This is a genomic window from Arthrobacter sp. TJ-240 (genome assembly GCF_058269195.1).
Genome location: NZ_JBZCNG010000001.1, coordinates 794,970 through 814,844, shown reverse-complemented (window position 1 = coordinate 814,844; position 19,875 = coordinate 794,970). Strand labels below are relative to the sequence as shown.

At 67.8% G+C, this 19,875-nt stretch carries 18 protein-coding genes; 9 read left to right on the top strand and 9 right to left on the bottom strand.

Going from position 1 to position 19,875, the window contains the following annotated elements:
• Positions 1-4: 4 nt before the first annotated feature.
• From AC4D2C_RS03970 to AC4D2C_RS03945, 6 genes are all read right to left on the bottom strand, one after another.
• Positions 5-1,630 carry a dihydrolipoamide acetyltransferase family protein gene (locus tag AC4D2C_RS03970; protein ID WP_490912773.1) on the bottom strand — a complete coding sequence of 542 codons (1,626 nt, stop codon included), beginning with the start codon at positions 1,628-1,630 and terminating at the stop codon, positions 5-7.
• 9 nt (positions 1,631-1,639) lie between these two features.
• Positions 1,640-2,614, bottom strand: a complete 975-nt coding sequence (locus AC4D2C_RS03965; protein WP_490912771.1) for an alpha-ketoacid dehydrogenase subunit beta — start codon at positions 2,612-2,614, stop codon at positions 1,640-1,642.
• Positions 2,614-3,828, bottom strand: a complete 1,215-nt coding sequence (gene pdhA, locus AC4D2C_RS03960; protein ID WP_490912769.1) for a pyruvate dehydrogenase (acetyl-transferring) E1 component subunit alpha — start codon at positions 3,826-3,828, stop codon at positions 2,614-2,616. Before pdhA ends, AC4D2C_RS03965 begins: the two co-directional genes overlap by 1 nt.
• Before the next feature lie 145 nt (positions 3,829-3,973).
• Positions 3,974-5,128 (bottom strand): histidinol-phosphate transaminase, encoded by a 1,155-nt coding sequence (locus tag AC4D2C_RS03955; RefSeq protein ID WP_490908479.1) that lies wholly within the window; start codon positions 5,126-5,128, stop codon positions 3,974-3,976.
• The gene (locus AC4D2C_RS03950; protein WP_490912767.1) at positions 5,125-6,432 is read right to left on the bottom strand and encodes a hypothetical protein; all 1,308 of its coding nucleotides are present in this window, start codon (positions 6,430-6,432) and stop codon (positions 5,125-5,127) included. Before AC4D2C_RS03950 ends, AC4D2C_RS03955 begins: the two co-directional genes overlap by 4 nt.
• The gene (locus tag AC4D2C_RS03945; RefSeq protein ID WP_490908481.1) at positions 6,429-6,734 is read right to left on the bottom strand and encodes a hypothetical protein; all 306 of its coding nucleotides are present in this window, start codon (positions 6,732-6,734) and stop codon (positions 6,429-6,431) included. Before AC4D2C_RS03945 ends, AC4D2C_RS03950 begins: the two co-directional genes overlap by 4 nt.
• Positions 6,735-6,847: 113 nt before the next feature.
• On the opposite strand from AC4D2C_RS03945, the gene purB reads away from it, so the two are divergent.
• Positions 6,848-8,278 carry an adenylosuccinate lyase gene (gene purB, locus AC4D2C_RS03940; protein ID WP_490908482.1) on the top strand — a complete coding sequence of 477 codons (1,431 nt, stop codon included), beginning with the start codon at positions 6,848-6,850 and terminating at the stop codon, positions 8,276-8,278.
• 85 nt (positions 8,279-8,363) lie between these two features.
• Positions 8,364-9,806: a lipase maturation factor family protein gene (locus tag AC4D2C_RS03935; protein ID WP_490912764.1), complete on the top strand. Its 1,443-nt coding sequence runs from the start codon at positions 8,364-8,366 to the stop codon at positions 9,804-9,806.
• 123 nt (positions 9,807-9,929) lie between these two features.
• Here the strand turns inward: AC4D2C_RS03935 and AC4D2C_RS03930 are convergent, their stop codons facing one another.
• Positions 9,930-10,445: a helix-turn-helix domain-containing protein gene (locus tag AC4D2C_RS03930; protein ID WP_490912760.1), complete on the bottom strand. Its 516-nt coding sequence runs from the start codon at positions 10,443-10,445 to the stop codon at positions 9,930-9,932.
• Between the two features lie 68 nt (positions 10,446-10,513).
• Between AC4D2C_RS03930 and AC4D2C_RS03925 the strand changes: the two genes are divergently transcribed.
• Positions 10,514-11,311 carry an alpha/beta fold hydrolase gene (locus AC4D2C_RS03925; RefSeq protein WP_490912758.1) on the top strand — a complete coding sequence of 266 codons (798 nt, stop codon included), beginning with the start codon at positions 10,514-10,516 and terminating at the stop codon, positions 11,309-11,311.
• Between the two features lie 171 nt (positions 11,312-11,482).
• The gene (locus tag AC4D2C_RS03920; protein WP_490912756.1) at positions 11,483-12,280 is read left to right on the top strand and encodes a sirohydrochlorin chelatase; all 798 of its coding nucleotides are present in this window, start codon (positions 11,483-11,485) and stop codon (positions 12,278-12,280) included.
• Positions 12,281-12,416: 136 nt separating this feature from the next.
• Here AC4D2C_RS03920 and cysK read toward each other — a convergent pair whose 3' ends face one another.
• Both cysK and fdxA read right to left on the bottom strand, forming a co-directional pair.
• The gene (cysK, locus tag AC4D2C_RS03915; RefSeq protein WP_490912754.1) at positions 12,417-13,352 is read right to left on the bottom strand and encodes a cysteine synthase A; all 936 of its coding nucleotides are present in this window, start codon (positions 13,350-13,352) and stop codon (positions 12,417-12,419) included.
• A 76-nt stretch (positions 13,353-13,428) separates the two neighbouring features.
• Complete coding sequence (gene fdxA, locus AC4D2C_RS03910) at positions 13,429-13,746, bottom strand: ferredoxin (RefSeq protein WP_490912752.1); 318 nt, start codon at positions 13,744-13,746, stop codon at positions 13,429-13,431.
• Between the two features lie 211 nt (positions 13,747-13,957).
• Between fdxA and AC4D2C_RS03905 the strand changes: the two genes are divergently transcribed.
• Genes AC4D2C_RS03905 through AC4D2C_RS03885 form a run of 5 tightly spaced genes read left to right on the top strand, consistent with a single transcriptional unit; the run spans position 13,958 to position 19,874 of the window.
• Positions 13,958-15,685 carry a nitrite/sulfite reductase gene (locus AC4D2C_RS03905; protein ID WP_490912750.1) on the top strand — a complete coding sequence of 576 codons (1,728 nt, stop codon included), beginning with the start codon at positions 13,958-13,960 and terminating at the stop codon, positions 15,683-15,685.
• A complete protein-coding gene (locus AC4D2C_RS03900; RefSeq protein ID WP_490912748.1) occupies positions 15,682-16,392 on the top strand; it encodes a phosphoadenylyl-sulfate reductase in 711 nt (236 codons plus the stop codon). Before AC4D2C_RS03905 ends, AC4D2C_RS03900 begins: the two co-directional genes overlap by 4 nt.
• Positions 16,374-17,303, top strand: a complete 930-nt coding sequence (gene cysD, locus AC4D2C_RS03895) for a sulfate adenylyltransferase subunit CysD (RefSeq protein ID WP_490912747.1) — start codon at positions 16,374-16,376, stop codon at positions 17,301-17,303. Before AC4D2C_RS03900 ends, cysD begins: the two co-directional genes overlap by 19 nt.
• A complete protein-coding gene (locus AC4D2C_RS03890) occupies positions 17,303-18,715 on the top strand; it encodes a sulfate adenylyltransferase subunit 1 (protein ID WP_490912746.1) in 1,413 nt (470 codons plus the stop codon). The genes cysD and AC4D2C_RS03890 overlap by 1 nt, the downstream gene beginning before the upstream one ends.
• Positions 18,705-19,874, top strand: coding sequence for an ABC transporter substrate-binding protein (locus AC4D2C_RS03885; RefSeq protein WP_490912745.1), 1,170 nt, complete (start codon positions 18,705-18,707; stop codon positions 19,872-19,874). Before AC4D2C_RS03890 ends, AC4D2C_RS03885 begins: the two co-directional genes overlap by 11 nt.
• Position 19,875: the final 1 nt, after the last annotated feature.

The window sequence follows — 19,875 nt, the reverse complement described above, 5'->3', positions numbered from 1 at the left end:
CACCCTAGTCGAGCAGCAGGGCCGGCTCCTCGAGGATCGAGGCGACGTCGGCCATGAAGCGGGCGCTGAGGTCGCCGTCGACCACCCGGTGGTCGAAGGAGCCGCCCAGCGTGGTGATCCAGCGCGGGATGACCTCGCCGTCGAGCACCCAGGGCTTCTGCTTGATGGTGCCGAACGCCACGATCGCGACCTCCCCCGGGTTGATGATCGGCGTCCCGGTGTCGATGCCGAGCGCCCCGATGTTGGTGATGGTCAGCGTTCCGCCCTGCATCTGGGCGGGCTGCGTCCTGCCGGCCCGCGCCGTCGTCGCGAGGTCGTTCAGCGCCAGCGCCAGTTCCTTGAGAGAGAGGTCCTGGGCGTCCTTGATGTTGGGGACCATGAGGCCGCGCGGCGTCGCGGCGGCGATGCCGAGGTTCATGAAGTGCTTGACGAGGATCTCGTCCTCCGCCCAGGTGGCGTTGACGGAGGGGTTGCGCGCAGCGGCCCAGATGACGGCCTTCGCGAGGATCAGCAGGGGTGAGACCTTGATGCCCTCGAAGTCCCGGGACGCCTTGAGGCGCTTGACGAACTCCATGGTGCGGGAGGCGTCCACGTCCACGAAGATGCTGACGTGCGGGGCCGTGAAGGCGCTCTGCACCATCGCCCGGGCCGTCGCCTTGCGCACGCCCTTGACGGGGATGCGTTCGATCCGGCCGCCGCCGAGCAGCGTCCGCTCCGCCCAGAACGAATCGGCCCCGTCCTGTTCGGCGTCGCGCTGGGACTGGTAGCTCATGAGGTCCTGCTTGGTGACCTCGCCGGCGGTCCCCGTGGCCGGGACGTCGGCGAGGTTGATGCCGAGATCCCGGGCGGCCTTGCGGACCGGCGGCTTGGCCAGCACGCGATTGATGAGCTGGTTCAGCGGGTTCACCCGGGCGGGGTGCTCCGCCTCGGCCGGCTGCGGTGGCGATGCCGGCGCTCCGGCCGGGCGCGGAGCCGGAATGCCCTTGGCTGCCCCGCCGGCAGGGCTCGGCCCGTCCACTCGAGGAGCGCGCGGAGCATCGGCCCCGGTCGCCTGTGCCGCCTGCGGCTTGCGGGGGCGGCGCTTGACGGCGTCGGCCTTCGGTCCTGTGCCGACGAGCGGTCCTGGAGCGGCGTCCGGGGTCGATTCGGGAGCTGCGGCACCGGGCGCCGCAGCGGCCGGCGCGCCCGCCCCGGCGCGGGGGCTCGCGTACTCGCCCGGCATCTCGGGGACGGGGAGCGGGGCGGCATCGGCGGCATCGGCGGCATCGGCGGCATCGGCGGCATCATCGGCGGTACCGGCGGCATCATCGGCGGTACCGGCGGCACGGGCGTCGTCGGCGGCACCGACAGGAACCGGCCCGCCGTCGTGCGCCGTGCCGGGCACCGCGGCTGCGTCCTCGACGGAGATGATCGGGGTGCCGACCTCGATGGTCTCGCCCTCGGCGACGAGCAGTTCGGCGACGGTGCCCGCATAGGGCGAGGAGAGTTCGACGAGGGACTTCGCGGTCTCGATCTCGCAGATGACGTCATTGACGGACACCGTGGCGCCGGGTGCCACCTTCCACTGCACGATCTCCGCCTCGGTGAGGCCCTCTCCGACATCGGGCAGGTTGAACGTATTGAGCGTCATGGGGGTCCTTCAGTATGCGAAGGCACGGTCGAGTGCCTCGAGGATGCGGTCGATGTCCGGCAGGTACTGCTCTTCCACACGGGCCACGGGGTAGGGCATGTGGAAGCCGCCCACGCGGATGACGGGTGCTTCGAGCGAGAGGAAGGCGCGTTCGGAGATCCGTGCGGCGATCTCGCCGCCGATCCCGCCGAAGGTCGGGGCCTCGTGGGCCACGATCAGCCGGCCGGTGCGGGTCACGGACTCGGTGACGGTGTCGAAGTCGATCGGCGAGATGGAGCGGAGGTCGATCACCTCGACGCTGCGCCCGTCCTCCGCCGCGGCCGCCGCGGCAGCGAGCGCCACGGGAACGAGCGGGCCGTACGCGACGATGGTGGCGTCCGTTCCGGACCGCAGGACGTGGGCGGAGAACGGATCCCCGACCGGGGCCGACGTGTCCACCTCGCCCTTCAGCCAGTAGCGGCGCTTGGGTTCGAAGACGATGACCGGGTCCTCGCAGGTGACAGCCTGCTGGATCATCCAGTACGCGTCCTGTGCATTCGACGGCGTGATGATCCGCAGCCCGGCGGTGTGGGCGAAGAGCGCCTCGGGCGATTCCGAGTGGTGCTCCACGCTGCCGATCCCGCCTCCGTAGGGGATGCGGATGACCACGGGTGCGCTCAGCATGCCATCGCTGCGCGTCCGGAGCTTCGCGAGCTGCGTCGTGATCTGGTTGAAACCGGGGAACACGAAGCCGTCGAACTGGATCTCGCAGATGGGGCGGTAGCCCCGCAGGGCGAGTCCGATGGCCGTGCCGATGATGCCGGATTCCGCGAGCGGCGAGTCGACCACCCGCAGGGCGCCGAAGTCCTTCTTCAGGCCGTCCGTCACGCGGTACACGCCGCCGAGCTCGCCGATGTCCTCGCCCATGAGGAGCGTCTTCGGGTCGTTCTCGAGCGACGCCCTCAGGCCTTCGTTGATCGCCTTCGCGATGGTCATCGTCGCCATCAGGCGTGCTTCCCTTCGTCGGCGAAGCCGGCTTCGTACTGCTGGAAGAACCGCAGCTCCTCCTGGATGAGCGGATGCGGTTCGGCGTAGACCGCGGCGAAGCGGCTCTCGAGGTCCGGTGCGGTCATGGCCAGCACGGCCTTACGGAGATCCGCGGCCATGGTGGCGGCCTCGGCGCCGAGGTCCTCGAAGAAGGCGTCGTCAGCGAGGCCCGCAGCGCGGAGATACGTCTCGAGGCGGATCAGCGGGTCGCGGGGCAGCCACTCCTGCTCGTCCTGGGTCAGTCGGTACTTCGTCGGATCGTCGGCCGTGGTGTGGGCGCTCATCCGGTACGTGTAGGCCTCGATCAGCACCGGGCCCCTGCCGGACCGCGCGTGCTCGAGCGCCCAGCGCGTGACCGCCTCGACGGCGACGACGTCGTTGCCGTCCACCCGCACACCGGGGAAGCCGTAGCCCTCGGCCCGCTGGGCGAGGGGCACCTTCGCCTGCACGCTCGACGGGACGGAGATGGCCCACTGGTTGTTCTGGCAGAAGAACACCACGGGGGCGTCGAAGGAGGCGGCGAACACCATGGACTCGTGGATGTCGCCCTCCGAGCTCGCGCCGTCGCCGAAGTACGCGATAGAGGCGGCCCGGGGCAGCGACGGGTCGGCGAGCTGGTCCCGCTGCAGCCCCATGGCGTAGCCGACGGCGTGCAGGGACTGCGCCGCCAGCACCAGCGTGTACAGGTGGAAGTTCCGCTCGCGGGGGTCCCAGCCGCCGTTCGTCACGCCCCGGAAGAGGCGGAGGATGTCGGACAGCTCGACGCCGCGGGTGAGGGCGACGCCGTGCTCCCGGTACGTGGGGAACGCATAGTCCTGCGGCGCGAGGGCCCGCCCGGAGCCGATCTGCGCCGCCTCCTGCCCGGTGAGCGGGACCCAGAGTGCCAGCTGCCCCTGGCGCTGCAGGGCGGTGGACTCCTGGTCGAAGCGGCGGATCAGGAACATGTCGCGGTACAGCGAGCGCAGGTGCCCGGCGTCGTCCGCTGCGAGGTAGGGCGAGAAGTCGACGTGCTCGCCGGCGATCGTGGCGGTGAGGCTGCGGGCCATGGTCCCATCGGCCGCGAGGACCTGCAGCGTCACGACGCCGTGTTCCCCGTCGGGCTCCGCGGGCAGCGTGGCACGCACGACCTCCTCGGCCTCGAATTCCGCTGCCGGCAATCGGCTGCTGTTCATTTCTGCTCCTCACCCGACGCTGTACATTCCGTAGAAGGAATGTGTGCCGTAAGTCATACACCGCCGCACATATGTTCCGGCGGCATCTCGACCAAGACTAATCAGCGCGCGCTCGTAGGCCTATTTAAGACGGGGCCGTATCGCCTCACCCTGCGGCCGGGCGGTGGCTGTACTCTCCGCACAGCTCGAGGAAACGGCTGTTGGCCGCTTCCTCCCCGATCGAGACGCGCACGCCCTCCGAGCCGAAGGCGCGGACCGAGAGCGCCCGCTCGGCGGCCCGCGCGGCGAAGTCCTGCGTGTGCTCGCCGAGCGCCAGCCAGACGAAGTTCCCCTCCGCCTCGGGAACGGCCCAGCCGAGGTCGCGGAGGCCGCGGACCACGCGGGTCCGCTCGTCCACGATGGACTGCACCCTGGCTTCCACCGCGTCGATGTGGCGGAGGGAGGTCACGGCAGCATGCTCGGCGACCTGCGACACCGCGAACGGCACCGCCGAGACCCTGAGGTGCTCGGTGAGCCCCTGCTGCGCGACGGAGTACCCGACCCGCAGTCCCGCGAGGCCGTGGGCCTTCGAGAAGGTGCGCAGGACGATGACGTTCGGGTACTCCCGGTACAGCTCGATCCCGTCGACGGCGTCGTCGCGCCGGACGAACTCCTGGTAGGCCTCGTCGATGACGACGACGACGTGCGCGGGTACCTCGGCGAGGAAGCCGACCACCTCGTCCCGCGTGAGGATCGGGCCGGTGGGATTGTTCGGCGTGCAGAGCAGGACCACGCGCGTGCGGTCGGTGACGGCCCGGGCCATCGCCTCGAGGTCGTGGGTCCCGTCCGACCGGACCGGGACCTGTACGCCGGTGGCGCCGGCGAGGCCCACGCTGATGGGGTAGGCCTCGAAGGACCGCCAGGCGTAGACCACCTCGTCGGGCGCGTCGAAGTCGTTCTGCCCGGCGAAGGTGGCGAGGATCTGGTTCAGGGCACCGAGGCTGCCCGCGCCGGTCACGATGTCGGTGGGAGGGACGCCCAGATACGCCGCCAGTTCGGTCCGCAGGGCCGTCGTCAGGGGGTCGGGGTAGCGGTTGATGGAGGTCTCGGCCGCGATGGCCTCGAGCACGGCCGGGAGGGGCGGCAGCGGGTTCTCGTTCGAGGAGAGCTTGAAGCTCTCCAGTCCCTCCACGACGACGGGCGGCTTGCCCGCCGCGTAGCGCGGCAGCTTCCCGAGGACGCCGCGCGGCCGGATGCCGGCGTCGCTGCGGGGATCCGCCTGGTCGGAGGGGGGTGCCGGAAGGTCATCGATCGACGTCATGGGTTCAGCCTAGACCCGCCGTCCCGGGAGCCGCGCGGGGGCCGGAGGCCGGCGTCCCGCGGGGTCCGGAGGCCGGCGTCCCGCGCCGGCAGAGGCTTCCGGGTGGCCGTGAAGGAGTAGCGGTCGGCCGTCCCCGCGGCCGCCGCGGCCAGCAGGGACGACGCCGGCGCCAGGGACGGGGCGTCGCTGGCATCCACCAGCCGCGCCCCGACCGCGTAGTTCTCCAGCGTGTGGGCGGCTCCGAGGCCGCGCGGCTCCTGCGAGCCGTCCTCCGTGCGGGCGGGGCCCGGCACAGGGGTGGCGAGCTGCACGGTGGTCCGGTGGCGGCCGTCGGCGTTGGGCAGGGCGTCGAGCCGCGGCACGGCGTCGTCGTGGTGCTCGAGGTGCAGGTACTCACCCGCACCCGCCGCGTGCAGCCCGGTGGGCGAGCCGACGGTCAGGACCACCTGCACATCGAACCGCTCGCCGACCCCGCCAGACCCGGCGAGGTTCACGGCGTGGAGTCCGCCCTGGCTGTAGCCGGCGACGATGACCGCATCGCCGTCCCGAGCGCCCGCCCGCCCGAGCGCCTCGAGCACCGCTGCGTCGGTGAACCGGCTGTCCTCCCCGAACGCCTCCGCGACCCCTCCGGCGTCGAACGGGTTGCCGCCGGGCCCGCGGATGCGCCCCTCCTGCGTGCCCGGCAGCACGACGACGTAGACGGGATCCCTGGCCGTCCCGGCCCGGAGCACCTCGAAGGTCCCCGGGTCCTCGGCCTCGACGGCGGCCAGGCGATCGACGAGTCCGGTGACCGTGCCGTCGAAGGCGACCGGCGTACCGGCATCCCGCCCGCGGAGCTCGATGGGACCGACCTCCAGTGCGCCGCCGCGGACGGCTCCGCGGGCGAGGGCGCGGGCCGCCGCCTCGTGCCGGGCCCGGGCCGCCTCGGTGATTGCGACGGCCGCCGTGTCCGCCAGGCGGTAGGCCGTCAGGCTCGCGCCCAGCCGGTCCCTCGTGGCGGACAGCGCGCGGCCGTTGTCCAGCGCCGAGGTCCAGGCGGCGTCGAGGTGCGCGAGGGCCGCCTGGTACGACGGCCCCGCCACGCCGCCGGGCGGATCGAGGTGGAGGATCCGCCAGGGCAGCTCACTGAGGTCCCGGTCGAGGAAGGTGAGGGCGACGGCGACGCCCCCGGTGTCCGTCGCAAGGAGCGAGAGCACCCGCACCGCCTCGTCGAGCTCCTCCCACTGGAACCGGATGCCGCCCACGCCTCCGCGGACGGTGAGCGGACCGTCGTCGCCCTGGACGGGGCGGAGTCCGTCCGTCACGGCGCCGCCTGCCCCTGCAGGACCTCCGCCTCGAGGAGAAGACCTCCGTAGACGCGCAGGTCTGCTGCCGCCGAGTCCAGGAGGTCGATGGTCCGCGACAGCTCGGTGCACCGCTCTGAGAGATAGGCCCTGAACGCGGCACCGGCGGGCGACTCCCAGGAGAGCAGGGAGACCGACAGCGCGTGCCGCCGGATGCCCTGGAGCTGCTCCGCATGACGCCGGAGGGCGGCCTCCATGCCCGCGACCTGCCGGCTCGCGGCCACTCCCGGTTCCCATCCTGCAGCGCCTGGCGTGCTGTCCATGACCTTTCCCCTTCCTGGCGTCCCTCCACGCTAGGAACGGGAACGGCGCGGGACGGCTGGACCGGCGCCTATGTGGACACCGGCGGCTCCGCGGGCCATGAAAGGATGGGAGCATGGCTGACTCCGCTCTCCCCCGCGTCGAATTCGCTGCACTGTCCCGAGGCGAGGGGACGTCGCTGACCCTCGGACCGCTGGACGGCCGGTACCGGGAGGCGGTCGCCCCGCTCATCGATCATCTCTCCGAGGCGGCCCTCAACCGCGACCGCGTGCACGTCGAGGTCGAGTGGCTCATCCACCTCACGCGCGGGTCCGTCCTGCCCGGGACCGAGCCGCTCTCCGAGGAGCAGGAGGCCGGCCTCCGCGCCGTCGTCACGTCCTTCGACGCCGCGTCCGTGGCCGAGCTCGGCGAGATCGAGGCCGTCACCGTGCATGACGTCAAGGCCGTGGAGTACTACCTCGGGCGGCGCCTGGAGGGACTCGGTATCGCCCACCTGAAGCCCCTCGTCCACTTCGGCTGCACCTCGGAGGACATCAACAACCTCTCCTACGCCCTGGGGATCAAGGGCGCCGTGCTCGGCACCTGGCTCCCTGCCGCGCGCAGCCTCGTCCAGGCGATCGGGGACCTCGCACGGTCCACACGGGACACCCCGATGCTGTCCCGCACCCACGGCCAGCCGGCCACGCCCACCACGCTGGGCAAGGAGATGGCCGTCGTCGCGCACCGCCTGACACGGCAGCTCGACCGCATCGCCGCCACGGAGTTCCTCGGCAAGATCAACGGGGCCACCGGCACGTATGCCGCCCACTACGCCTCGGCCCCCCAGGCCGACTGGCAGGAGGTGTCCCGGTCCTTCGTGGAGGGCCTGGGGCTCTCCTGGAACCCCCTGACCACCCAGATCGAGTCGCACGACTGGCAGGCGGAGCTGTACTCGGACGTGGCCCGCTTCAACCGGATCCTGCACAACTTCTGCACGGACGTGTGGAGCTACATCTCCATCGGATACTTCGCCCAGATCCCGGTGGCGGGGGCCACGGGCTCCTCGACGATGCCCCACAAGGTCAACCCCATCCGCTTCGAGAACGCGGAGGCGAACCTCGAGATCTCCTCGGCGCTGCTCGACGTCCTGGCCTCCACCCTCGTGACCTCGCGCTGGCAGCGCGACCTGACGGACTCGTCGAGCCAGCGCAACATCGGCGTGGCCCTCGGGCACTCGCTGCTCGCCATCTCGAACGTCGCCAAGGGCCTGGCCCGGCTCGACGTCGCGGAGGACGTGCTCGCGGCGGACCTCGACGGGAACTGGGAGGTGCTCGGCGAGGCGGTGCAGATGGTCATGCGGGCCGAGGCCATCGCGGGCGTACCGGGTCTCGACGACCCGTACGAGCGGCTCAAGGAGCTCACGCGCGGCCGCCGGGTGGACGCGGACCGCATGCGCGAGTTCGTCGGTGGTCTCGGCCTGAGCGACGCGGCCCAGCAGCGCCTGCTCGCCCTGTCCCCCGCGAGCTACACCGGCATCGCGGACCGCCTCGTGGACCACCTCGGCTGAGCCCGGACCGCTAGCAGAACGCGCCCTCCGTCGGCGCTCGCATGCCTCCTTGACGCCGTCTCCGCACGGGGAGAACGCTGGGGAGATGGAGTGGGTGACCGGTGTCCTGACGGCCGAGGACTACGAGGTGGGCCGCCAGATCGTGCAGCGCGGCGTGGCCGCCGTGTACCTCGTCGCCTTCCTGTCCGCCGTCGCCCAGTTCCCCGCCCTCCTCGGTGAGAAAGGGCTGATGCCCGTCCCGGCGTTCCTCGAGCGGGCGGGTAGCCGGGCGGGCCCGTCGCTGTTCCGCCGGCACTACTCGGACCGCCTGCTGCTCACCGTTGCGTGGGCCGGAGCAGCCGTCTCCGCCCTGCTGGTCCTCGGGCTCCCCCAGGCCGGGCCACCCTGGGTGCCGCTCGTGGCGTTCCTCCTCATCTGGTGGCTATACACCTCGATCGTGAACGTGGGCCAGACGTTCTACGGGTTCGGCTGGGAGAGCCTGCTCCTGGAGGCCGGCTTCATCGTCGCGTTCCTCGGGTCGAACGAGGTGGCGCCGCCCTTCCTGGTCCTGCTGATGATCCGCTGGCTCGTGTTCCGGCTCGAATTCGGCGCGGGCATGATCAAGATGCGCGGTGACCGATCGTGGCGTGACCTGACGGCCCTGTACTACCACCACGAGACCCAGCCGATGCCGAATCCGGCCAGCCGGTTCTTCCACCTGCTGCCCAAGCCGCTGCACCGCATCGAGGTGGCGGGCAACCACGTCACGCAGCTCGCGGTACCGTTCCTGCTGTTCGCACCCCAGCCGGTCGCGGGATTCGCGGCGCTGGTCATGATCGTGACGCAGGGCTGGCTGGTGCTGTCCGGCAACTTCGCGTGGCTCAACACGCTGACGATCATCCTGGCGTTCGGCGCCGTGCCGGACTCCTTCTACGAGGCGGTGTTCCCCGCGCTCGACCTGTCCGGTGCGTACGCGCCTACGCCGCTGTGGTTCACGCTCGTCGTCGTCCTCGCGATGCTGCTCCTGGCCTACCTGAGCTGGCCGTCGCTGGTGAACCTGTTCGCGCGCCGGCAGCTCATGAATGCGAGCTTCAACCGCTGGCACCTCGGCAACGCGTACGGCGCCTTCGGCAGCGTCACGCAGGTCCGCCACGAGGTGATCGTGGAGGGCACGCTCGACGACGCCGGACCCGGCGCGCAATGGCGCGAGTACGAGTTCAAGGGCAAGCCCGGGGACCCGTCCCGGCTGCCGCGCCAGTTCGCGCCCTACCACCTACGGCTGGACTGGATGATGTGGTTCCTCGCGCTCGGGTCCGACGGCGGCTGGTTCACGCCGCTCCTGGTCAAGCTCCTGCAGGCGGACCCGCTGATCCTGAAACTGCTGCGGAAGGACCCGTTCGACGGCGCGCGGCCCCGCTACGTGCGGGCGCGCGTCTTCCTCTACCGCTTCGCGACGCGGGAGGAGAAGCGGGAGACGGGGCTGGTGTGGATCCGCGAACCGCAGGGCGTGCTCGTCAACGCGGCGTCACTGCGCGCCGGGGCATCCTGAGCCCACCTGGTGCACCAGCTCGAGTCGACGATGGGTGCAGGGACAAAGCTCAGCCACAGCGTCTTCGCTGGGGTGAGGGCGTCCAGGACCGGCATCCACGCGGACAGGTTGATCGTGTGCCTCTTATTCCGGCAGGACGATCATTGTCAGCAGCCTCGTTCGGCGGTCTCCGGGGTCAGGGGCTTGAGTCAGTCGAGCAACCGCGCCGTCGATCGCTGCGGCTAGATCGGCCAGCTCCGTGTCGCTCAGCTGTACTGGGACCTGGCGGTAGCTGACGCCGTCGCGTTGAAGGTCGAACCCTGGGTTCTCTATGGACCGGCTGAAGGCCGCTATGAGGCCGGCAACGAAGGCGCCGAATGCCGCGCCATGTTGATCGCGGTCCATCTGCGCAAGCTCCTCAGGAGTGACACTTCCTGCGCCGTGAACAAGGGCATAGTGCCGTTCGATGGTGCCCCGCACGGCGCGCTCCTCGACGACCTCCAGGATGCCGGCCTGCGAGAGTGTCCGAACATGGCGATACAGCGTGCTCGCTGGTACGTCCGGAATCCGCTGGTGAAGCTCCGCGGTAGACCAGGTCGTGCCCGAGCGCATCGATTGCACGATGCGTAGCCGGATCGGATGGAACAGGATCTCGGTCATTGTTCGCTCTTCCATGAGCCAATCTTGCCGCCGTTGACAACATTCCCACGTTTGGGAATGATCGATCCATGCTTGTGCAGGATGTTCAGGTGCATGAACAAGGTCGTGGTCGGGGCCCCTCGGTCGTCCTTCTGCACGCCATGGCAACCAGTGGATGGATGTGGCACTCCGTCGGAGAGGACCTGGCGCAACAGTTCCACGTCATCGTTCCTGACTTACCCGGCCATGGTGGCAGCAACAGGCTGCCCTGGGTTTCCATGGCGAAGACGGCGGCCCTGGTCGATCAGGTCATTGCCGCCCGTGCAGAGGGTGGTCGGGCGCATCTGGTCGGACTATCCCTCGGCGGGTACGTCGGGCTCGAAGTTGCAGCAACCAGTTCGAGAGTTCGCAGCGTGATGGTCAGTGGGGTGAACGTCCTGCCCTTTCCTCATCCCGGGCTGATGAAGGCGATGGGTCACCTGCTCTCACCGGTGATGCAATCGGATCTCTTCATTCGATGGAACGCACGCATGCTCAAGGTACCGGCGGACCGGTTCGACGGCTTCCGCTCCGCAGCGAAGGCCTCTGACCGTGAGTCACTGCGAACCATCAACGGGCAGGCACTGCACTTCACACTGCCGGAGTCCCTGGCGCATAAGGAGGTGCCGGTTCTTGCGGTAGCCGGCAGCAGCGAACACACACTCATCCTCCAATCGCTCAGGACGATCCAAGCGACGATCCCCTGCGCGGCTGCCGGAACCGTGCCCGGAATGCATCACGGGTGGGTCGGCGAACAACCGCGGCTGTTCGGACAAGCCACACGTCACTGGCTCGAGCACCGGACGCTGCCGACAGGCCTCACTCCCCTATCCCCGACAGGCTCCTGACACCCTCCGGCTGTCCAGGTGGCTGTCTGTCATCCCGAGGATCTCGAGGAGCCCTGGGTATAGCTGCACTGCGGTATGTGGACGGGCCTGATGGAGGAGGACCTCGGCGTGGGCGCTGTTGCTGGGGGCGAGGCTGCCGTATGAGCCCACGCTGGTGCTTGAATGGCTCTCATGACTCTCTCCGGATCCGGCCCCGTACTGATCGCCTGCGCGCACGGTACGGACAACGTGCAGGGACGTAGTGAAATTGACGCCGTCCGGGCAGGCATCGCGGCCCTTCGGCCCGGCATCGACGTTCTCGAGGCGTACGTGGATGTGCAGGATCCTGATCTCGTGGACGTCGTCGCATCCCTTCCGCCCGGGCGTCAGGCTGTCATTGTGCCGTTGCTGCTGTCGGGCGGCTACCACGTCAAGGTAGACATTGCCCGGGCGGCGGCGGGCCGTCCGGAAACGGTGTCCGCCCTTCCGCTGGGCCCCGATCCGCGGCTCGCACGGGTGCTTCACCAGCGTCTTGTCGAGGCCGGGGTGGAGGACGATCACGCCGTGGTGTTGGCCGCCGCCGGTTCCTCGGACGCCTGCGCCGCCGAGGACGTCGCCGAGGTGAGGGCCGTCCTTGCCGGACTCCGCACCGGTCCCGTGCTATCCGGATTCGGTTCCAAAGCGTCGCCGTCCGTGCCCGAGGCCGTGGCGGCCTGCCGCACCGGCTCGGACGCTTCCCCGGTGGCGGTGGCGTCGTACCTTCTGGCCCCCGGGTACTTCCACGATCAACTGGCCAGGGCCGGCGCCGACGTCGTCAGCGCTCCCCTGCTGCCGGATCCGGTCATCGCCGGGATCGCACTCAGCCGGTATGACGACGCCGTTGCCCGCCTGCGGGGGGATGAGGCGGCCGTCGGTGCGGGAGGGTGTTCCAGGCCCTGCCGGGCACGCGTGAAAACGTGCCTCAGGAGCGGTTCGCCCCAACCAGCCTGATCCCGCCCGGAATGCCGGGTAGGCGGCCCAGGGAGTATTCGGAATTCATCACGGACCAGTCATCGTGGCGAACGTAGAAGCGGATCGAAGTGCAACAACGAGAGCATTCTGATCGGTAATCTTGAACCAGCGCGTGTCAGGCTTGAATGTCGTTGAAGAGCACTGTCGAGATGTAGCGTTCACCGAAGTCACACACGATCGCCACGATGAGCTTGCCGGCGTTCTCCGGACGCTTTGCCAGCTCGAGCGCGGCCCAGACGATGGCTCCAGACGATATTCCTCCGAGGATACCTTCCTCGGTTCCCAGGGCTCGGGCAACTCGTATCGAGTCCTCGAGGGAGGCGTCGATGACCTCGTCATAGATGTTGATGTCCAGAACTTCCGGGACGAAGTTCGCCCCGATGCCCTGAATCTTGTGCGGACCGGGCGCTCCACCGTTGAGGATGGCGGACTCGGCAGGCTCGACGGCGACAATCTGCACTTCGGGATTGTATTTCTTGAGGATCTGCCCGACCCCGGTCACCGTGCCTCCGGTGCCGACGCCCGCGACAAAGATATCAACAGCGCCCGAAGTATCCTCCCAGATCTCTTCGGCCGTAGTCAGCCTGTGGATTTCGGGATTAGCGGTGTTGGCGAACTGCTGGGCCCAGACGGCATTGTCCGTTGTCGCGACGATCTCCTTCGCTCGCTCGACGGCGCCTCGCATTCCTTCGGAGCCTGGGGTGAGAATGATTTCCGCCCCATAGGCTCGAAGCATCACTCGGCGCTCGGCGGACATGGTTTCGGGCATTGTCAGGATGACCTTGTAGCCACGTGCCGCGCCGACCATTGCCAGAGCGATTCCGGTGTTGCCCGAAGTGCCTTCGACGATTGTTCCGCCTGGGCGTAGGGCCCCGGATTGTTCTGCGGCATCAATGATCGCGACGCCGATCCTGTCCTTGACGCTGTTCGTCGGGTTGTAGAACTCCAGTTTCACCACCACATCCGCAGTCAGATCCTTGGTCAAGTGGTTGAGGCGCACCAAGGGGGTGCCGCCCACGAGCTGGGTGACGTCGTCGTAAATCCGGGCCATGACTGAACCTGCCTGATCTGTGCTGTAAGCGGATGAAAGAGAGGGATGTGCTGCCTGAGGCCGCGAGAGAGGAGTGCTAATTCCGGGGCGGCAGGGCCGCGATGATCGGGTGGTCGAAGCCCGTGTTGCCGACCTTCGCCGCTCCGCCGGGCGAGCCGAGGTCGTCGAAGAACTCGACGTTCGCCCTGTAGTACTCAGCCCACTGCTCGGGGGTGTCGTCCTCGTAGTAGATCGCCTCGACGGGGCACACTGGTTCGCACGCACCGCAGTCCACGCACTCGTCGGGGTGGATATAGAGCGACCGCTCGCCCTCGTAGATGCAGTCGACAGGGCACTCCTCGATACAGGCCTTGTCCTTGACGTCCACGCAGGGCTGCGCGATTACGTAGGTCACGTCCCACGCCTTTCCTCGGAACTCTGCGTGCCGGCGACGAAGTCGTCTGCCCTTGACGAAGACACTGTACGGGCGACATTCCTCGACCAGGGAGTAAGTCACCTCATGGCGGTATGTGACGAGTAACGTCTTTGTATTACTGCGTGAGACCCCGGGTTAAGGCCGTGGTAATTCCTTCGTGTCATGGCATGCGTCCACGTACTGTCCCTGTATGACAAGTTCAACAGCAGCCTCTTTGAGTGCCCGGAACAGTCTCGGCGCGACGAAAACAGGCAGGCCGAATGGGCAGTGGAAGGTCGACGGGACCGCTCCGCTGAACGCGAATGAGGCATGGAAACAGCAGGACAGTGGCCTGAACGTCCGGGACCGGATCGAGCAGGTGTATTCGAAGCATGGTTTCGATTCCATCGAGAAGACCGACCTGCACGGCCGCTTTCGCTGGTGGGGCCTTTATACCCAGCGAAAGCCGGGCATCGACGGCGGGAAGACCGCAACTCTTGAGCCGCACGAGCTCGAGGACAAATATTTCATGTTGCGGGTCCGTATCGACGGCGGCGCCCTCACCACCAGGCAATTACGTGTGATCGGCGAGATCTCGACCGACTTCGGGCGTGGAACAGCGGATCTCACGGATCGCCAGAACATACAGTTGCACTGGATCCGGGTCGAGGACGTGCCGGAGATATGGCGCCGGCTGGAAGAAGCGGGCCTTTCCACGACCGAGGCCTGTGGTGATGTTCCACGTGTAATTCTTGGATCTCCTGTCGCCGGTATCGCAGCCGACGAGATCATTGATCCCACCTCTGCTATCGAGGAACTGGCGGAACGTTTCATCGGGGATCCAGAGCTGGCCAACCTCCCTCGAAAGTTCAAGACCGCCATCACCGGGCATCCCAGCCAGGACGTGGTACACGAAATCAACGATGTTGCGTTCGTCGGGGTCGTTCACCCCGAGCTCGGACCGGGATACGACCTCTGGGTAGGGGGCGCCCTCTCCGTCACTCCCCGTTTGGCGGAACGCCTTGGCGCCTTCGTGCAGCCTGACCAAGTTGCCGACGTCTGGGTGGGTGTTACGAAGATCTTCCGTGACTACGGCTACCGGAGGCTGCGGACCAAGGCGAGGCTCAAGTTCCTGCTCGCTGAGTGGGGCGTGGAGAAGTTCCGCGAGGTCCTCGAACGGGAGTACCTCGGGTACCGGCTGGCCGACGGACCACCGGCGGCCAGGCCCTCGACTCCAGGAGACCATGTCGGAATCCATCGGCAGAGGGACGGACGGCACTTCATCGGAGTATCTCCGGTCGTCGGACGTCTTTCCGGCACGGTCCTCACATCGCTTGCAACATTGCTCGAGGAGCACGGGTCCGGGCGGCTGCGCACGACACCTCACCAGAAGCTGGTTCTCCTCGACATCCACGAAGATCAGCTCGACTCCCTGACTGCTGGTCTGGAAGCGCTGGGCCTCACTGCGAAGCCGTCGGTTTTCCGCCGTTCCTCGATCGCCTGCACGGGCATCGAGTTCTGCAAGCTGGCCATCGTGGAAACGAAGGTCACCGCAGCGACGGCAGTGGCCGAACTGGAGACGCGCCTCGCAGATCTCGCCGCGTCCGGGGTGCTGCCCGACAGGCTCTCCCTCCATGTGAACGGGTGCCCCAATTCCTGCGCCCGCATCCAGACGGCGGACATCGGGCTGAAGGGCCAACTACTGCCTGATGGTGATGGTGGTCAATCCCCCGGCTTCCAGGTTCATCTCGGTGGAGGCCTGGCCTCCATGGACCGGGAGGAAGCCGGCCTGGGCCGCACCGTCCGCGGCCTCAAAGTCACCGCTGAGGATCTTCCTGAGTATGTCGAACGGCTGGTACGCCGTTTCGTCGCCGACAAGCACCGGTCCGAGACGTTCGCGGAGTGGGCACACCGCGCCGATGAGGGAGCACTCCTATGACCGTGCACCTGCGGACGGGTGAGGAACTCCAGGCCCTCGCCCTGCAAGGCAAGGATGAGCTGGGCTGGGACGCGCCTGCCGACCTTGTCGTGGCCTGGGTTGCACGGACATTCGCCATGGAGGCTACCGCGGTGGCCAGTTCCATGGCTGATGCCGTACTGCCCCACCTCGTCTCGAAGCAGCTTCCGGGCGTGGACGTCCTGTTCCTGGAGACCGGATACCACTTCCCGGAAACCCTTGCCACGCGCAACGAAGTGGAAAGGAGCCTGGACATCAATCTGGTCGATGTCCTGCCAACTCTTTCCGTGAGCGAACAGGACCGCGCTTTCGGCAAGGATCTTTTCGCCACTGACCCGGCCCAGTGCTGCGCGCTGCGGAAGATGGGCCCTCTGAAAAGCGCTCTGGCGAACTACGAGGTCTGGTTTACCGGGGTGCGCCGGGACGAGGCTCCCACGCGGACCAACACGCCGCTGGTGACCTGGGACTCGCTCCACGGCCTGGTGAAAGTGAATCCACTGGCCGCGTGGAGTTTCGATGACCTCCTGAATTACGCCCAGGTGCATCAGGTACCCGTCAATATGCTGCTGTCCAATGGGTACCCCTCCATCGGATGCAGCCCGTGCACGCGCCCCGTAGCCCCCGGAGAAGATCCGCGGGCCGGCCGCTGGGCAGGCCTCGCCAAAACAGAATGTGGGATACACCAGTGAGCACTGCTACCGGAAACCGACTGCTTTCCAGCCTCGACTCCCTCGAGTCCGAAGCCATCCATGTTCTGCGCGAAGTCTTCGCCGAGTTCGAGCGGCCCGCACTGCTGTTCAGTGGAGGCAAGGATTCGGTGGTCATGCTGCATCTTGCAGCGAAAGCGTTCTGGCCGGGACGGGTTCCCTTCCCCGTGCTCCATGTCGACACCGGGCATAATTTCCCCGAGGTTCTGAACTTTCGCAACGAGACCGTGGACCGACTGGGGTTGAGGCTCGTCGTCGCATCGGTGCAGGACTATATCGATGATGGCCGGCTCCTGGAGCGGGCGGACGGCACGCGGAATTCCTTGCAGACCCAACCGCTGCTCGATGCCATCAGGACCAACCGCTTCGATGCCGTCTTCGGCGGAGGCCGCCGGGACGAGGACAAGGCCAGGGCCAAGGAACGAATTCTCTCGCTGCGCGACGAATTCGGCCAGTGGGACCCCCGGAACCAGCGACCGGAACTGTGGAAGCTCTACAACGGGCGGCACACCGTCGGCCAGCACGTAAGAGCCTTCCCCATCTCGAACTGGACCGAACTCGACATCTGGCGGTACATCGAACGCGAGGGCATCGCCCTGCCGGCCCTGTACTACGCCCATCCCCGCGAAGTCTTCCGTCGGGACGGGATGTGGCGCGCGGTAGGTGACGTCTCCCAACCCGCTCCCGGCGAACAGGTGCAGATCAGGTCCGTCAGGTACCGCACCGTCGGTGACATGTCCTGCACGGGCGCGGTCGACTCCGACGCGGCCGGCGCCGCTGACGTGGTGCGCGAAGTGGCACTGAGCACCATCACCGAACGTGGCGCGACCCGCGCCGACGACCGCATCTCCGAAGCCGCCATGGAGGACCGCAAGAAAGACGGGTACTTCTGATGACCATCCTGACCGACGATTCCCCCGCCCTTTCCACCGCATCACTGTTCCGTTTCGCAACGGCTGGATCGGTTGACGACGGGAAGTCGACACTCGTCGGACGGCTGCTGCACGACAGCAAATCGGTCCTGGCCGACCAGCTCGCCGCCGTTGAACGGACCTCAGCCGAACGTGGGTTCGGTGGGGCGCCGGTCGACGGGGTGCAGCAGCTCGATCTCGCCCTACTCACGGACGGCCTGCGGGCCGAGCGCGAGCAGGGCATCACCATCGATGTCGCCTACCGGTATTTCGCGACGGCGAAACGATCCTTCATCCTGGCGGACTGCCCCGGGCACGTGCAGTACACCAAGAACACGGTGACCGGAGCCTCCACCGCCGACGCCGTCGTCGTGCTCATCGATGTCCGGAAGGGTGTTCTGGAACAGACCCGCCGACACCTCGCCGTCGCGCGGCTCCTGCGCGTGCCCAACCTGATAGCAGCCATCAACAAGATAGACCTCGTGCACTACAGCGAGGCGAGATTCCGGAGCGTAGAAGCAGAGCTGCAGCAGGCCGCCGTCGAACTCGGGGAAACGAGCCTCACTGTCGTACCCGTCTCGGCCCTCGTGGGTGACAACATCGTCACCCGTTCCGAACGCACGCCTTGGTATGACGGCCCTTCGCTCCTCGAGATCCTCGAGGAGCTGCCCGCGCTGACCGATCTCGAAACGGGCAGCGAGGCCTTCCGTTTCCCCGTGCAGACGGTCCTCCGGCCCCAGGGTGCCCTCGCACCGGGTCTCGACCCGGACACCTATCGGGACTACCGCGGCTATGCCGGACAGATCGTCGCCGGCACGATCCGTGTGGGAGATGCCGTGACGGTCCTCCCCGGGGGGCGGAGTACCGTGGTTTCAGGAATCGACATGGCCGGTCAGCACCCGGCTGAGGCGTCGGCGCCGCAGTCGGTGGTCCTCCGGCTCGAGGACGATCTTGATATCTCCCGTGGTGATCTCCTTGCCGCCCCCGGTACGAGCTCGGAGAGCAGCCAGGACATCCATGCCTCGTTGTGCTGGCTCTCACCCAGGACCCTCCATCCGGGTACCACGGTCCTGGTCAAGCACGGCAGCGCGACGGTGCGTGGCATCGTGCAGGACATCCCCGGTCGCCTGGACCTCACGACGTTCACCGAGCAGCCCGCCGCGCGGCTCGATCTCAACGACATCGGCACGGTACGTATCCGTGTCGCGTCACCGCTGCCTGCCGACTCGTATGCCGCATCGCGCCATACCGGCTCGTTCATCGTGATCGATCCGGCAAGCGGCAACACACTGGCGGCCGGACTGGTCACCGCAGCAGGCCTGAGCGCCGGCGCGGGCACGGTCGCCACCGGCAACGGCGGGACCGGCTCGCCGGGAGGAATCGATGCCTCCTGAGATCCTCCGACCAATCAACGAGAATCTGCCCGCACGCCGATCGGGGCGTGGGCGCGTCCTGAGAAGCCGGGTGGCGGAGTCGCTCCTCGTGACCTGCCTCATCATCGCCCTGGCGGCCGGCGCGGCCGTTGCCGCGTATGCCTCGTCGCAAAGGGCAGCCTCCTTGATTCCCGCCCCCGAGCCCGCCTCCGCGGCCGAGGAGCTCCGATTGGGGTACTTCGGCAACCTCACCCACGCGCCGGCCCTCGTAGGACTCGAGACGGGGATCTTCGGGGAGGAGCTGGGCAGCACGCGTCTTCGCACCCAGATATTCAACGCCGGCCCTGCGGCGATCGAGGCGTTGAACGCGGGGGCCATCGATGCAGCCTTCATCGGGCCCAATCCGGCCATCAACTCCTACATCAAAAGTGAGGGCGCCTCGTTGCGGATCGTGGCCGGGGCCACCTCAGGAGGAGCGCAACTCGTGGTGCGTGCAGGTATCGCCGATGCCGGGGACCTCCGCGGAGCGACACTCGCCACCCCCCAGTTGGGCAACACGCAGGACGTTGCCCTGCGTACCTGGCTGATCGACAACGGACTGACGACCGGCACGGGCGACCCGGACGACGTCGTCATCACTCCAACCGAGAACGCCGTGTCCCTCCAGCTCTTCTCGAACGGCGATCTCGACGGAGCGTGGGTGCCTGAACCGTGGGCTACGCGCCTCGTCCTCGAGGCCGGTGGCTCGGTCCTCGTCGACGAGAAGGACCTGTGGCCGGAAGGCCGCTTCCCCACCACGCTGATCGTCGTCCGAACGGACTACCTGTCCGACCACCCCGAGCAGATCAAGGGGCTGCTCCGGGGGGAGCTGCGGGCGCTGGAATGGCTCGACTCCAACAACAGCGAGGGTGGCGATGATGCCGAGGTGTTGAACCGGGGTCTCGAGTCAGCCGAGTCCAAACCGCTTCCCGATCCCGTACTGGACCGGGCACTGAGCAATCTCGATTTCACGCAGGACCCGCTCGGCGACTCGTTGGAGCAGCTTCTGGTCAACGGGATCGCTGCGGGCACCGCCACGGAGTACGACATTCGAGGAATCGTGGACCTGACGCTGCTCAACGAAGTACGTGCGGACGCAGACCTGGATCCGATTCCGACGACCGACCCGGCAGAGGGGTAGT

Coding starts and splice junctions, on each gene's coding strand:
- AC4D2C_RS03970 (WP_490912773.1), bottom strand. CDS start 1,630: ATGACGCTCAATACGTTCAACCTGCCCGATGTCGGAGAGGGCCTCACC.
- AC4D2C_RS03965 (WP_490912771.1), bottom strand. CDS start 2,614: ATGGCGACGATGACCATCGCGAAGGCGATCAACGAAGGCCTGAGGGCG.
- pdhA (WP_490912769.1), bottom strand. CDS start 3,828: ATGAACAGCAGCCGATTGCCGGCAGCGGAATTCGAGGCCGAGGAGGTC.
- AC4D2C_RS03955 (WP_490908479.1), bottom strand. CDS start 5,128: ATGACGTCGATCGATGACCTTCCGGCACCCCCCTCCGACCAGGCGGAT.
- AC4D2C_RS03945 (WP_490908481.1), bottom strand. CDS start 6,734: ATGGACAGCACGCCAGGCGCTGCAGGATGGGAACCGGGAGTGGCCGCG.
- purB (WP_490908482.1), top strand. CDS start 6,848: ATGGCTGACTCCGCTCTCCCCCGCGTCGAATTCGCTGCACTGTCCCGA.
- AC4D2C_RS03935 (WP_490912764.1), top strand. CDS start 8,364: ATGGAGTGGGTGACCGGTGTCCTGACGGCCGAGGACTACGAGGTGGGC.
- AC4D2C_RS03930 (WP_490912760.1), bottom strand. CDS start 10,445: ATGACCGAGATCCTGTTCCATCCGATCCGGCTACGCATCGTGCAATCG.
- AC4D2C_RS03925 (WP_490912758.1), top strand. CDS start 10,514: ATGCTTGTGCAGGATGTTCAGGTGCATGAACAAGGTCGTGGTCGGGGC.
- AC4D2C_RS03920 (WP_490912756.1), top strand. CDS start 11,483: ATGACTCTCTCCGGATCCGGCCCCGTACTGATCGCCTGCGCGCACGGT.
- cysK (WP_490912754.1), bottom strand. CDS start 13,352: ATGGCCCGGATTTACGACGACGTCACCCAGCTCGTGGGCGGCACCCCC.
- AC4D2C_RS03905 (WP_490912750.1), top strand. CDS start 13,958: ATGACAAGTTCAACAGCAGCCTCTTTGAGTGCCCGGAACAGTCTCGGC.
- AC4D2C_RS03900 (WP_490912748.1), top strand. CDS start 15,682: ATGACCGTGCACCTGCGGACGGGTGAGGAACTCCAGGCCCTCGCCCTG.
- cysD (WP_490912747.1), top strand. CDS start 16,374: ATGTGGGATACACCAGTGAGCACTGCTACCGGAAACCGACTGCTTTCC.
- AC4D2C_RS03890 (WP_490912746.1), top strand. CDS start 17,303: ATGACCATCCTGACCGACGATTCCCCCGCCCTTTCCACCGCATCACTG.
- AC4D2C_RS03885 (WP_490912745.1), top strand. CDS start 18,705: ATGCCTCCTGAGATCCTCCGACCAATCAACGAGAATCTGCCCGCACGC.